The sequence below is a fragment of the Neorhizobium sp. 05N33 genome (genome assembly GCF_056397445.1).
This window is the reverse complement of record NZ_JBFTNK010000013.1, coordinates 67,542-81,119: the sequence shown is the minus strand read 5'-3', so window position 1 is coordinate 81,119 and position 13,578 is coordinate 67,542. Positions and strand designations below refer to the sequence as shown.

Annotated in this window: 12 protein-coding genes; 7 read left to right on the top strand and 5 right to left on the bottom strand. The window is 60.4% G+C overall.

What is annotated here, in order from left to right; genetic code table 11:
- Positions 1-39 precede the first annotated feature (39 nt).
- The 7 genes from AC1DLT_RS25055 (at position 40) to AC1DLT_RS25025 (ending at position 6,899) form a co-directional block, all read left to right on the top strand.
- The gene (locus AC1DLT_RS25055) at positions 40-690 is read left to right on the top strand and encodes a GntR family transcriptional regulator (RefSeq protein WP_477488535.1); all 651 of its coding nucleotides are present in this window, start codon (positions 40-42) and stop codon (positions 688-690) included.
- A gap of 81 nt (positions 691-771) precedes the next feature.
- Positions 772-1,350 carry a cysteine hydrolase family protein gene (locus tag AC1DLT_RS25050; RefSeq protein WP_436112921.1) on the top strand — a complete coding sequence of 193 codons (579 nt, stop codon included), beginning with the start codon at positions 772-774 and terminating at the stop codon, positions 1,348-1,350.
- A gap of 196 nt (positions 1,351-1,546) precedes the next feature.
- Complete coding sequence (locus AC1DLT_RS25045) at positions 1,547-2,764, top strand: FAS1-like dehydratase domain-containing protein (RefSeq protein ID WP_477488534.1); 1,218 nt, start codon at positions 1,547-1,549, stop codon at positions 2,762-2,764.
- A 16-nt stretch (positions 2,765-2,780) separates the two neighbouring features.
- Positions 2,781-3,965 carry a CaiB/BaiF CoA transferase family protein gene (locus tag AC1DLT_RS25040; protein ID WP_477488533.1) on the top strand — a complete coding sequence of 395 codons (1,185 nt, stop codon included), beginning with the start codon at positions 2,781-2,783 and terminating at the stop codon, positions 3,963-3,965.
- Complete coding sequence (locus AC1DLT_RS25035) at positions 3,962-5,155, top strand: CaiB/BaiF CoA transferase family protein (protein ID WP_477488532.1); 1,194 nt, start codon at positions 3,962-3,964, stop codon at positions 5,153-5,155. The genes AC1DLT_RS25040 and AC1DLT_RS25035 overlap by 4 nt, the downstream gene beginning before the upstream one ends.
- A gap of 17 nt (positions 5,156-5,172) precedes the next feature.
- Entirely contained in the window at positions 5,173-6,039 is an 867-nt protein-coding gene (locus AC1DLT_RS25030; protein WP_436112917.1) for an HTD2 family dehydratase, read from the top strand.
- Positions 6,036-6,899: an HpcH/HpaI aldolase/citrate lyase family protein gene (locus AC1DLT_RS25025; protein ID WP_436112916.1), complete on the top strand. Its 864-nt coding sequence runs from the start codon at positions 6,036-6,038 to the stop codon at positions 6,897-6,899. Before AC1DLT_RS25030 ends, AC1DLT_RS25025 begins: the two co-directional genes overlap by 4 nt.
- A 552-nt stretch (positions 6,900-7,451) precedes the next feature.
- Here the strand turns inward: AC1DLT_RS25025 and AC1DLT_RS25020 are convergent.
- From AC1DLT_RS25020 to AC1DLT_RS25000, 5 genes are all read right to left on the bottom strand, one after another.
- Complete coding sequence (locus AC1DLT_RS25020) at positions 7,452-8,666, bottom strand: NAD(P)/FAD-dependent oxidoreductase (protein ID WP_477488531.1); 1,215 nt, start codon at positions 8,664-8,666, stop codon at positions 7,452-7,454.
- Between the two features lie 24 nt (positions 8,667-8,690).
- Entirely contained in the window at positions 8,691-9,422 is a 732-nt protein-coding gene (locus AC1DLT_RS25015) for an ABC transporter ATP-binding protein (protein ID WP_436112914.1), read from the bottom strand.
- Positions 9,419-11,170, bottom strand: a complete 1,752-nt coding sequence (locus AC1DLT_RS25010; RefSeq protein ID WP_477488530.1) for a branched-chain amino acid ABC transporter ATP-binding protein/permease — start codon at positions 11,168-11,170, stop codon at positions 9,419-9,421. Before AC1DLT_RS25010 ends, AC1DLT_RS25015 begins: the two co-directional genes overlap by 4 nt.
- The gene (locus AC1DLT_RS25005; RefSeq protein WP_436112912.1) at positions 11,167-12,207 is read right to left on the bottom strand and encodes a branched-chain amino acid ABC transporter permease; all 1,041 of its coding nucleotides are present in this window, start codon (positions 12,205-12,207) and stop codon (positions 11,167-11,169) included. Before AC1DLT_RS25005 ends, AC1DLT_RS25010 begins: the two co-directional genes overlap by 4 nt.
- A 78-nt stretch (positions 12,208-12,285) precedes the next feature.
- On the bottom strand, positions 12,286-13,455 hold the full coding sequence (locus tag AC1DLT_RS25000; RefSeq protein ID WP_436112911.1) for an ABC transporter substrate-binding protein: 1,170 nt from the start codon (positions 13,453-13,455) through the stop codon (positions 12,286-12,288).
- Positions 13,456-13,578: the final 123 nt, after the last annotated feature.

Below are 13,578 nucleotides of genomic sequence, written 5' to 3'. Positions count from 1 at the left end.
TGCACCATCTCCGAGGTAATCCGGAAGTGGGACTCGGTCATGAAAGGCCTGCGCGTGAAACATCGTACGAAAGAAGAATTCGTTGCCGACTTCCTGAGGGAAGGGATCATCTCGGGCCGTTTCGCGCGTGGATCCAAGCTCAAGCAGGCGGAACTGGCCCAGATGATTGGGACGAGCATCACCCCGGTCCGGGAGGCGATAAAGCTACTCGAAGCGGAGGGCTTCGTACTTGGCGATTCTCATCGTGGTGCGGTCGTCGCGCCGTTCGACATGGATGCCACCGACGAGATCGTCGACCTGCGTGTGACGCTGGAATCGAAGCTCGCTCTCGCCGCCATCAAACGCTTGACGCCGCAGACCGTCGAGGAGTTGCGCGACCTGCAGCGGCAGATCGAAAAGGCGGCGGCGGACGGAGACCGGGAGGCGGTTCGCCTCATCAACTACCGTTTCCACGAGACGATCTACATGACGTCGGAACTGCCGCAGACACTGCAGTTCGTTCGAATTCTTTGGGCGCGTTACCCGTTCGACCTAATCAACAAGCTCGAGAACCGCATCGAGCGGGCGTCGGCCGAGCATCGCGAGATGCTCAGTGCCATCATCGTCCGCGACGAAGCGGCGATGCTCTCCGCGTTGCGCATGCACATCCGCGCCGGGTGGGACGAGTTCAAGGCTGGCTACACCTCGTAAGGCTCTCTGCCGGTACGCCAGCGCCCGCTCTCCCGGCCCTGACCAATCCCATCACCGGAAAGTCAATCCAGGAGTATTGCAATGGCCGCTGACACGATTCTGCTCGTCATGGATATGATCAACGACCTCGTCCATCCCGATGGGATGGGTGCCAAGACCTATGTGGTCAAATGCCACGAGAGGAACGTATACGAAAACACGAAGTCGATAATAGAGCGCGCCCGTAGCTCCGGTGTGCCGATCGGCTATGTCAGGGTGGGCTTTTCCCCGGATTATCGGGAATGCCCGCCGAATTCCCCCGTCTTCTCAAAGGCAAGAGACAATGGATTCTTCAAGCTGGGGCAGTGGGGCACAGAAATCTACGGGGGGTTCGCGCCGCGGGACGGAGACATCGACATCATCAAACATCGCGTCAGCCCCTTCTATGGCACGAAGCTGATGCCTTTGCTGAGTGCCATAGGCGCGAAACGGCTTCTTCTCGCGGGTGTATCAACCAATGGCGTGGTACAGGCCGCCGCCCGTGAAGGACACGATAGAGATTTCGAATGCGTGGTGCTTGAAGACTGCTGTGCGGGGGCGACCGACGAGGAGCATGAATATGCGGTGGCCGGTGTCCGCCGCTTTGCCACGGTTTCACGCGCCGTAGACGTCGCCCTGTAGGAAAATGCATTAAATCCATCCTTGGCATCGCCCGGCTCTTTTCGGGAGGCGTACCTGCGTCTATGAAATGGTGCGTCGAATCAACAAATTAAGCCGTTTCCGCTTCTGAACGATATTGACCGCGATAATATAAAATGCATTATCGGCGGTGGCGCCCACTCGATTGGCGCAGCGTCGACATAAGTTGGAGGATGACATGAACGTTGAGGTTATCGACAAGTCCAAGCAGGATGTGGGTGGCGCACCTGCAGAGGGCCGCATCACGGATGAGGCTGTCGCAGCCGCCCGCAGCATGATCGGTCTTCAACTGCGGCCGGAGGGACCCTACCTTCAGGACGCGACGCCTGACACGCTCAGAAACTGGTGCAATGGTATCGGCGATCTCAACCCGCTCTATCGCGAGCAGGAATATGGCCGCAATTCGCGTTATGGCGGACAGATTGCGCATCCAATGTTTCCCATGGCATTCGGCTGGGTCGGCCGCACGCGCTGGGGCCTTCCGGGCGTTCACGGCTTCTATGCCGGCAATGACTGGGAGTTGTTTCGCCACATCCGCCCCGGCGACCGGATCAGCGCCATCGAACGCGTGGTCGGTGTGGAGGAGAAGGAAAGCAAGTTCTCCGGGCGTCTCGTGCTGCAATATGTCGAGGCGACCTACAGCAACCAGCGCGGCGAGATCGTTGCACGAGCACTGGGCACCTGCACCCGCCACGAGCGCAAGGCTGCCCGTGACGCTGGCAAGTACAAGGACATCGTAACCCACGAGTACACGCCCGAGGAATTCGAGAAGATCGATGAGGCTATCGTCCGCGAAGAATCTCGCATGCGCGGTGCCAATGTTCGCTACTGGGAAGACGTGACCGAAGGCGAAGAACTCGACCCGATCGTTCGCGGCCCTCTGTCCCTGATGGACACCATGGGCTTCCTGGTTGGTTGCGGCCGCGGCCACACCCACGGCGTAGTGTTCAAGGCGGCGATGAAGCATCCCGGCCATTTCTTCCGCAATCCGGAAGCTGGCGGCGGGATCGAATATACGGGCATCGGGCATCATCGCGAATCTACGGCGAAGGAAGTCGGCGTTCCTGGTGTCTACGATTACGGCCCCCAACGCTCTTCCTGGATGTGCTCGCTGGTGACGAACTGGATGGGCGACGCGGCCTTCCTCAAGCGTGTCCGGACCGAGATGCGTCGTTTCAACACCATGGGTGACTCTACATGGTGCAAGGGGAAGGTGGCCCGCAAGTACATCAAGGATCGCCACACTCTGGTAGACCTCGAGATCTGGGGCGAGAACCAGCGCGGTGAGATCACCACACCGGGCCTGGCGACCGTCATTCTCCCAAGCCGCGATCCGAACATTCCGGTTCATTTCGACGGCAGTAGTCTCGACCTCGATCTTTCGGTCGTCCGGTAAGGGCAGGGGCGCAATCATGGAAACGTCGCTGCCTCTTGCGGGAATTCGATGCGTCGAGTGCACGACCGGCGTCGCGGCGGCTTACGCCGGACGCCTTCTGGCTGCGATGGGCGCCGAGGTTATCCTGATCGAACCGACGGAAGGCTCTCCGCTCAGGCGGGAGCCTCCGTTCCTCGGGGCGGACAGCGACGAAAGCGCCCTGTTTGCATACGTTTCGGCAGGAAAGCGGTCTGTAGCCCTCGATCTCGACACGGATCACGGCAAGCTGGAGTTCAGGGCTCTGATCAAGGCGGCGCATATCCTGATCGAGGATACAGCTACGTCCGACAAGAAGCGGCTCGGGCTCGATCCGGACGAGATGTCCCACTCGTGGCCCGAGCTCATTCACCTGTCGGTCCTGCCATTCGGTTCCTATGGCCCTAAACGCGACTGGGTCGGCACCGAACTCAACCTCATCCATTCGGCGGGAGAAGGTTTCCTTCTTCCCAATGGCCTTTCGGCAACGCTCTTCCCGGACCGCCCGCCATTGAAGATCGCAGGACATTTCGCAGAGATGCAGGGCGGGGTCGCCGGCGCCCTGGGTGCGCTCGCCGCCCTCTGGACCGGGAAGGGCCAATATGTCGATGTGGCCGTTCAAGATGCCAATCTCGCGGTCGGCGCATTCACCGTGCAGCGCTATGGTGACGGATCACTCGAACACAGGCTGTCTCGCTCGTTCCGGTATGGTGGTGTAATTGAATGCCGTGATGGCTTCGTCGAACTCCTCACCCTGGAACAGCACCAGTGGCACGGTCTCGTGGAACTGATGGGATATCCCGAATGGGCGCGCGATGCTGCACTCGAGGACGCCGTCGTCCGCAGTCAGCGGGGGGACTTCATCAACGGGGAAATCCGTAAATGGGCCGCACGACATCCCGTCGAGGAGATTGTCGCGGCGGCGCAGCGCCTCGGCGTGCCGATGGCGCGCTACAACGGGCCGGAGCAGATCCTTTCCGGTCAGCACGAGCACGCACGCCACTTGTTCTCAGCCGTAGACCTCCGGGACGGTGGCACGTGCAGCATACAGTCGGCCCCATTTCGCTTCGACAACGAGCCCCTTCCTGCACGATCGTGGCCCTCTTTGCCCGAGACGTCTTCGAAGTTCGATGCTGGAAGCAAATGTGCAGAGCGGGAGATGGATTCATGGAAGGAGAGAGCATGAAACCTCTCGAAGGCGTGCGGATCGCGGACTTTACGGTGCATGCCGCAGGACCCTTCTGCACGCACATGCTTTCGCAACTGGGTGCCGAGTGCATCAAGGTCGAGAGCGCGCTCCGTCCTGACATCTTTCGAAAATCGCACGCGGTCTATGGGCGGAATGGGCCTGCGAGCTTCGATCAGGTTGCTTCCAATAAGCTCTCGATCCGCCTGAACATGAAGCATCCGCAGGGAGTGGCACTTGCGAAGCGGCTGGTGGCTGTCTCCGATGTTGCGGCGGAAAGCTTCCGGGCAGGCGTGATGAACAGGCTCGGGCTCGGGTATGCGTCCTTGAAGGAAGTGAAGTCCGACATCGTGATGGTGTCCGTCTCCTCGTCGGGGCAGACGGGTCCGGAATCCCACTTCGCAGGATATGCGCCCCTGTTCGGGGCATGGGGCGGCCTCGGTTTCCTGTCGGGCTACAGCGACGGTCCGCCGATGGAAATGCGGCATGTCATGGATCATTCGGTGGGGTTGCATGCCGCACTGGCGACAGTCGCCGCCCTTCACCGAAAGCGCCGGACCGGGCAGGGATCGCACGTCGACATCGCCGCGCGCGAAGTAGCCTCGTCGCTCATAGGAGATTCCCTGATGGCTGTGTCGGCAGGCGGACATGTGGAACGGTTGGGCAATGACGACTACCGGATGGCCCCCCACGGCCTTTATCCAACCGATAAGCCAGATCGGTGGCTCAGCATAGCGGTCGGCAGTGAAGAACAGTGGCGGACGTTTGTCGAATTTGCCGGGCTCTCGCCTTTGATATCGGATACGCGGTTCCGCAATGCGGAGGCACGTCATTCCAACAGGCGCGAACTCGATGGCGCAGTTTCCGCATGGAGCGTCCGGCAGAATGCCGAAGCGGCGGCCGAGTGCCTCCAAAATCTCGGCGTTCCGGCCCATGTATCCTTCAACACCTATGATCTCGTCCATGACGACCATCTGCGACAGCGAGGTGCCATCGTCGATGTGGATGACCACGAGGGCGGCCAGCGGGCTGCAGTCGGTTTTCCCGGGCGCTTTTCTGTGAGCGCAGCGCCGGCGATCGACAGGGGTACGCCGAAACTCGGCGAGCACGAGGGTTTCGTCTACGGCGAGCTTCTCAGGATGTCGCAACGTGAAATCGATGAACTCGTCGATCGGGAAGTCATCTTCTGAGTGTCAGGGAGGTTTTGATGTCAGCAGATCCGGCAATTGGAATTGCGGAGAACTATTCGGAATATGTGGGGCGCTCGGAGCGGCGCTCTGCCCTGATCCATCCTGATCGCGTGGCAGCCCTTGCCAGCACGCTCGACCTGCAATCCGCGCCGGGCGTAGGTGAAGCCCTCCCGGCGGCATGGCACTGGATCTTCTTCAATCCCTTCGTCCGCCGCAGCGAACTGGGGATCGATGGCCATCCCAAGAAAGGGGGCTTTCTGCCTGACGTCGGGCTCCCGCGACGCATGTGGGCAGGCGGCCGCTTGCGGTACCATACGCCGTTGTCGATCGGAGGCAAGGCAGAGCGCGTCAGCGAGATCCTGAGCGTGACATCCAAGTCCGGCAAGGCTGGGCGGCTGGTCTTCGTGACTGTTCGACATCGGGTGATGGCTGGCGAGAGTATCTGCATCGACGAAGAGCAGGACATCGTCTACCGCGAACCGCCGCAACCGGGTTCGGCTGCACCTGTCGCGCCACCCGCACCGCAGGATGCAGTTTGGTCCGAGATCGTAGCGCCCGATCCGGTTCTGCTCTTCAGGTACTCGGCGCTCACCTCCAATGGCCACAGGATCCATTACGACAGGCCCTATGCGCAGGTCGAAGAGGGGTACCCCGATCTCGTCGTCCATGGCCCTCTGATTTCGAGTCTCCTTCAAGGACTTGCTCAACGGGCCAAACCTGACAGTCGGCTGGTTCGCTTTGATTTCCGCGCTGTTTCTCCCCTGTTCGTGGACCGGCCGTTTTGTGTAGAGGGGTTGGAGGGCGATGCCCCGCGCGTGCTGCGGCTATGGGCGAAGGGGCCAGCGGGCAATCTTGCCATGACGGCGGAGGCCGAGTTCGAATGACCAACGGCGCTTCCGATGAAAACAAATACACGCAGGATGTCCGAAGCTACCTTTTTGTTCCAGGTAACCGCCCTGAGAGATTTCAAAAAGCGTTGGATTCGGGAGCCCATCGTATCATCATAGACCTTGAGGACGCAGTCGCTCCAGGTGAAAAAGAAGACGCTCGAAATGCTGCAGGCCGTTGGTTCAAAGCCGGCAATTCCGCCGTTTTGCGCATCAACGGGGCCGATAGCTTCTGGTTCGACGCCGACCTCGCTGTCGCCGCCACTTTTCCGGTTGCGGAGATAATGCTTCCCAAGGCCGATGTGGCTTCACTGGAACGCGTTCTACACTATCTCATCGATCGTCCGGTGATCGCGCTGATCGAGACTGTGGCTGGTCTCATGCAGGTGAACGAGATCGCGAGGATGAAGGGGGTCTCGCGGATCGCTTTTGGCAATATCGACTTCAGCACCGACGCCAGACTGCCTGTGGCCAGTGCGGCCCTGGACCAAGCAAGATTCCTGATTGCAATGGCATCGCGCGCCGCCTGCCTGCCATCGCCTATTGACGGCGTGACCGTCGCGTTTGACGACGATGCAGTCCTCGTCAGTGATGTCAAGCACGCCCGCGAGTTCGGGTTCGGTGGGAAACTGTGTATCCATCCAAAACAGGTCGCTACCGTCAATGCTTTTTTTGGCCCCAGTGACGAAGAGATCATTTGGGCCAAGGCCATACTCGCGGCCGTCGAGGCGGCGGGCAACAATGTAATTCAGTTCGAGGGCAAAATGATTGATCGGCCTGTGTTCCAGAGGGCGACATACATCTTGAGCCAGTACAAAGCCCCGATACCGCCTCCGTTTGAACGATCTGAGGGATAGAATCCAACAGAAAACTCGCGTGAACTCGCAATACTCAATGTAGGCGCGGATTCTTCACAATATAAATCCCATCGAGAGTTGTCGGTTCCCGCTGAGGAATTGCAAAAGCCTGGCGACCTCAGGCTGGTTCCGGGCATGCCCGCCGAGGCTCTTACCCAGACGGGCGAACGGGCAGCGCTTTCATATTTTGTGAAACCGTTTCCGACCAGATCAGCCATGGTTTTCGGGAAGAGTGATCGATGATCGAACCGAACCTATCATCGCCCACAATGCTGGTTTTCGACCGACCCCTCGGCGAGGTTTTCGACGGGTTTTGGACATACGTAGGTTGCCAATTCCGCCTTCTACAGTTGACGAAATGAATGGGTCGGTATCGAATTCTGCAGTCCGCGGGGTGAAGTGATGTCTATCCGGGCCGACGCCCGGCCGTTTCGCAGGGGATTCGCATGACAATGACGCGGGACGTACTCGGCCCGGTTAAAGACGATACTTTCGACAGGGCGATCTCACGCAGCTAAACTGAACGCCAATCTTGCTATTTGATGAGTGGGGTTACGGTTTAGCTAGCGATTTCAGATTGAAGCTCTCATCCGCCACCTGGGCCGGTGTCAGCATCTCGCCGCCTTCGAGGATCTTGCGGGCCATCATGTAGGCGGCACCATCGTTGAGGCAGTCGGCAGCGAGGAAGGTGCCGTCGCGAAAGTAGAAATGTGACTTGGCGCCCTCGCGCATGCCTTTGCGGGTCACCACGAGGTCGAACCCGGTATTGAGACCGGCGATCTGCAGCTTGAGCTCAAACTGATCCGACCAGAACCATGGCACCGGTTTGTAGGATCTGCCTTCGCCGAGGATGTTGTGGGCGACGATAATACCCATGTCATTGGCATTCTGCACAGATTCCAGCCGGATCATGCGGCCGTGATAGGGAAAGATCGCGCAATCACCGATGGCGTAGATGGCGGGATCGGAGGTCTCCAGCCGCTCGTTGACGACGACGCCGTTGTCGCAGGTCAGGCCCGCCGTGCTGGCCAGTTCGATATCGGGATAGACCCCGATGCCGGTGACGATGAAGTCGGCCGGGATGACGGTCTGGTCTGCGAGGATCACACCATCGGCCAGGCCGTTCATTTCATGGATCTCGTGGATTTGGGCGTTTTCGAGGATGGTGACTTTGTGGGCCTTGTGCAGCGTGCGAATGTCATCGGCTGTCTCGGCGCAGGCCACGCGCTTGAGGATGCGGTCGGCGGCCTCGATCACGGTGACCGTTACGCCCTTCTTGACGGCCTCCGAGGCGGCTTCGAGGCCGATATAGCCGCCGCCGATGACGACGAGCTTCTGGCCTTCCTTCATCTGCTCCATCAGCGCGAGCGCGTCGCTGTGATCGCGCATTACATAGACGTTCGGCAGATGGCCGCCGATCGTGGCCGGCAGGCGGCGCGGGCGGGCACCCGTGGCGAAGACCAGCTTATTGTAGGGGATCTTGCGGCCGTCGGTGACGGCGACGATTTTCTCGCAACAGTCCACGGCCTCGGCGCGAGTGTTCTTCAGCATTTCGATGCGGTTGGGCCCGTACCAGTCCTCGGGCCGCAGCACGACCTGGTCGAAGGTGACCTTGCCCGACATGTAGCCCTTGGACAGCGGTGGCCGCTGGTAGGGCGTTTCGGGATCAGCGCTGATGATGGTGATTTCGGACTTGGGCGACAAGTGACGAAGCTGGGCCGCAAGCGAAAGCGACGCGTGGCTGCCACCGATGATCACTGTCTTCATGCCGTGTTTCCGCTCAAGATATCGTTACGACGCCTTCGACTTTGCGCCGAGATAGGCCGACGTCACATGATCATCGGCCTGCAGCTTCGTCGCGCCCCCCTCCATCGCGACCGCGCCCGACTCCAGCACATAGCCATAGTCTGCGATGTTGAGCGCTGCGCGCGCGTTCTGCTCGATGATCAGGATAGAGACGCCTCGGTCCCGGAGCCGGCTCACGGTCTCTAGTACTTCCCGAACGACCAGCGGTGCCAGACCAAGGCTCGGCTCGTCGAGCATGAGAAGTTTCGGCCGGGACATCAGCGCCCGCGCGATCGCCAGCATCTGCCGCTCGCCGCCCGACAATGTCGCCGCCATCTGCAGCTTTCTCTCCCTCAGGCGGGGGAACAGCTGGAAGGCGGACGCCATGTCCTCCTTCTGGCTGCCGTCCCGCAACTTGCGTCTGATGTAGCCGCCCAGCAGCAGGTTGTCCTCCACGCTCATCTCGCCAAAGAGCTCGCGTTTTTCGGACACCAGACACAGTCCAGCACCGAGGCGATCTTCGACCGGCAGCCTGAGAACGTCCCTGCCGGCAAATCGCAGCACGCCCCGCGCGGGAAGCAGCCCCATCAGCCCGTTGAGAAGGGTGGTCTTGCCGGCGCCATTCGGACCGATGACCGTTACGATAGATCCCTCTCGTACTTTTAGGGTGAGATCGCGAACAACCTCTATTTTGCCGTAACCCGCGCAAAAGCCGCTGATTTCCAGGAGTTCGGTCATGCAGCGACTCCAAGATAAGCTTCCTGGACCTGGACATTCGCCTGCACCTGCGGCGCGGTGCCATCCGCGATCTTCTGGCCGAAATTCATCACCACCAGACGGTCGACGAGATTCATGACGAATTCCATGTCGTGCTCGACGAGAAGTATAGTCACGCCCTCGGCACGAAGCTGAGAGAGAACGGCCGCCAGTTTCTGTTTCTCGTGATAGCGCAACCCCGCAGCAGGCTCATCGAGAAGGAGAATCTGAGGATCTGCTGCGAGCGCGCGTGCAATCTCCAGCAGACGCTGTTGACCGAGCGCCAGGTTTCCGGCAGGCGCGAACAGTTCCCCACCGAGGCCGACGCGCTCCATCTGCCGCGCTGCCTCGGCGAGAATTATCCTGTCTTCGGCACGATCGAGTCGGAGAATCGAATGCAGCATTCCCTTGCAGCCTCTGAGATGGGCGCCGACGGCGACGTTCTCGATTGCCGTCATCGTGCTGCGCAGCATCGGATGTTGGAAGCTGCGTGCGATGCCCAAGGAAGCGATGCGACGCGAGGAACTGCCGCTGATCGTCTTGCCGGACAGCCTGATCTCGCCCTCGGAGACCGGCAGCACCCCGGTGAGCAGATTGAAGAGTGTGGACTTTCCGGCGCCGTTGGGACCAATCACGCCCAGAATTTCGCCTGCGGCGAGTTCGAACGAGACGCAGTTGACGGCGACCAGTCCGCCGAAGCGGCGAGTAGCGGCGGCGACCGAGAGCAGCGGCGTTCTGGCGGCGGGCATGGTCCGGCGTGGCAGGGGCTGCTCCACGCCCGGCGCCAAACGTCCTGTGTCGGGCACCAGGCGCGAAAGAAACGGCATCAGCCCACCGCTTGCTCTCTGCAGGATCAGCACCATGACGACGCCGAAGACGATGCTTTCAGCCGCTCCGCCCGAACCGACGAGGCCGGGAATGAGATCCTGTAGTCCATCGCGAATCGCGATCAGGATTGCAGAGCCGAGGATCGCGCCCCAGAGGCTTGAAACGCCGCCGATCACCGCCATGAACACGTATTCAATGCTGGCATTGAGTCCGAATGGTGTCGGGGCGATGAAACGCAGCAGATGCGCATAGAGCCAACCGGACATGCTTGCGAGCAAGGCGGCATGGATGAAGATTGCGATCTTCAGGCGGGCGGTGTCGACACCAAAGGCTTCCAGCATGATGCCCCGGCCCCGGAGGCATCGAACCGCGCGGCCGGTCCGGCTGTCGAGAAGATTTGCCACGCTGACGAAGGCGACGCCAACCAAGACCCAGATTAGCAGCGTATAGCCGGCACCCGTCACCTGCTGGCCAAAGACCGAAAGGCCCGGGATGTCGGGAATACCGTTGTGGCCGCCCAAGGCCGGAATATTGCCCACGAGAAAGAAAAGGCTGAGACTCCAAGCAATAGTCGACAGCGGCAGATAGTGCCCGGAAAGCCTCAGCGTCAGCAGGCCGATGACCAGGGACGCCGCACCCGCAACCAGTAGGCTAAAGAAGACGGAGAGCCAGGGCGAGACGCCGAGCTTGACCGTGGCCCAGGCCGTGGCATAGGCGCCCAAGCCGACGAAAGCCGCTTGACCGAAGGACGTAAGCCCTGCGATGCCCGTGATCAGAACCAGTCCGATCGCAACGAGGCTCGCCAAGCCGATGAAATTCATCAAAGTCAACTGGTAGGCCGGCAATACCAGCGGCAGCAGCGCGATGACGAACGGGAAAGCGATTACGATGGTTCGCCTCATTCTTCTTCCTCTTCACTGAACAGGGCATGGCCGATATTGCGCCAAAGCAGGACCGGAATGATCAGGGCAAAGACGATCGAGTCCTTGAAGGCGCTGGCCCAGAAGGACGAATACGATTCAATGATGCCGATCAGCACCGCACCCAGAGCGGCGAGGGGATAAGAACCGAGCCCGCCGACGATCGCCGCGATAAAGCCCTTGAGCCCGATCAGGAATCCGGTGTCAAAATAGACCGTGGTCACCGGGGCGATAAGGAGGCCCGAGGCGGTGCCGATCACGCCGGCCAGGATGAAGGCCAGCCCGCCGGACGATTGGGGGCGGATCCCGACCAGGCGGGCGCCAGTACGGTTGTACGCGGTGGCACGCAACGCCTTTCCCGCCAGCGTACGACCGAAGAACCAGGCCATGATACCGATCAGCACGATCGTGACAGCGATGACGAAAAGAGCCTGGGTCTTCAGCACGAAGCCCGCCATCCGCAGCGTGCCCGACACGATCGGTTCGGTGCGCACACCTTCTGCCCCGAACGCCATCAGACCAAATCCGAGCATGACGAAATGGATCGCCATCGCCACGATCAGCAGCACCAGGACCGAGGCATGGGCAAGCGGCCGAAAGGCTATCCGATACATGAAAAGCCCGAACGGTGCGACGATGAGGATGGACAGCAGGATCCTGATTGGGGCGGCCGAGGCGGCCGGCACAACAAGCAGCGTCGCTGCCGTCACCAGGGCAGCGTAGAGGACATATCCGGCGGCGCTCCTGAGCGCCATGGTCTGACGTGTCCGAACGAAGGTCCAGAGCTCGAGAAGCGCGCAAGCGCCACCGCCGGCGCAGAGCAGATAGATGGTCCCGGGCACCACGCCGGTTTCCATCGCAGCGAGGGTGAGTGCTGCAAGCGAGACGATTTCACCCTGCGGCAGGAGGATGACCCGTGTGACCGAGAACACCATCACCAGCGTCAGCGCAAGCAGGGCATAGATCGCGGCGTTGATCAGTGCGTCCTGCGCGAGAAGAACGGCAACCGTTGCATTCATAAGAGGAGCTCTCGGAGTTTCAGGGATGCGGCAAAGCGCGTGAACAGGTGAAAGGGGGCGAACTCACCCCATTTCGGTTCACTCGGCTTTGAGGGGGATATAAACCCATTTGCCGTTCTTGATCCGCACAAGCGTCTCGGCCCTGAGATCGGTGCCATTGTGGTTCGTCTTCGACAGGTTGAACACTCCCTGTGAGCCGACTAACTCCTTGGTTTCCTCGATAGCGTCGCGCAGCGCCGTGCGGAATTCAGGCGTGCCGGGTCTGGCCTTTTCCAGCGCAAACGGTACGGCATTGGCGGTAATCAGGAACGCGTCCCAGATCGTCGCGCCGAAGAGCGATCGGCTCTCGGGACCGTACTTGCCTTCGTAGGCGGTCACGTATTTCAGCGCCTCTGCCTTAATCGGATTGTCTGCGGGCAGTTGTTCGGCGATGAGGGCAGGCGGAACGGCAAACATCACGCCTTCGAGCCCAGCCTTGCCGACGCGCAGCACGTCGGGATTAGCCATTCCCTGGTTCATGTAGATCGGGCCGTCAAAGCCGACATTGCGTAGCTCGAGTATGGGTGCAACGCCCGGAGTGCCGGACGCGCCGATGATGACGGCATCGGGAGCCGCGCTCAGAACGGCAAGCGCCTGCGCGGTGACGCTCGTGTCCTTCGAATTGAAGCGCTCGTCGGCGACCACTTCCAGGCCCCTCTTTACCGCGACCTTCTTAAAAGCGCCGATGAAACTGTCGCCGAATGCGTCGTTGAAGCCGATAAAGGCGATCTTCTTGCCGTTGTCGTTCTCGATCTGCTTGAATACATAGGCGGCCATCGTCGGCTCTTCCGGCGTGATCTTAAAGGCCCATTTCTTGTTGCCTTCGACCGGGCTCGCGATCACGGCTGAGCCCGCAGCGGAGATCATGGCCGTCTGGTTGACGGCAACCGCTTCGATGACAGCAAGCGACGTCGGGGTGATCGAAGGCCCGAGGATGATGTCGACCTTGCCCTCGTCCATCAGCTTTTTGGCAGCGCGAACCGCCGCCGAGGGATCGCTGGCATCATCGAGGATGATGTAGCTGACATCCTCGTCGCCGATCTTCTTCGGCAGGATGTCGAGTGTGTTCTTCTCAGGAATACCGAGTGAGGCAGCTGGTCCGGTCAGCGATAGAATAGCCCCGATCTTGATTTCAGCCGACGCGGCCGTGGCAGTAAGGAGCGTGAATGCCAGCACGCCGGCACGATGGGTGAAACACGAAAAACGCATGAAAATCCTCCCGAAATGCGTCCATGGATTGTGAGGCCGGTAGCCCCGTTTTTAATTCGCGAAATGCCTAGCACCAGTATCTCCCCCGCGGGGCTAGCATTCGCTTCATTTACTTAACATGTT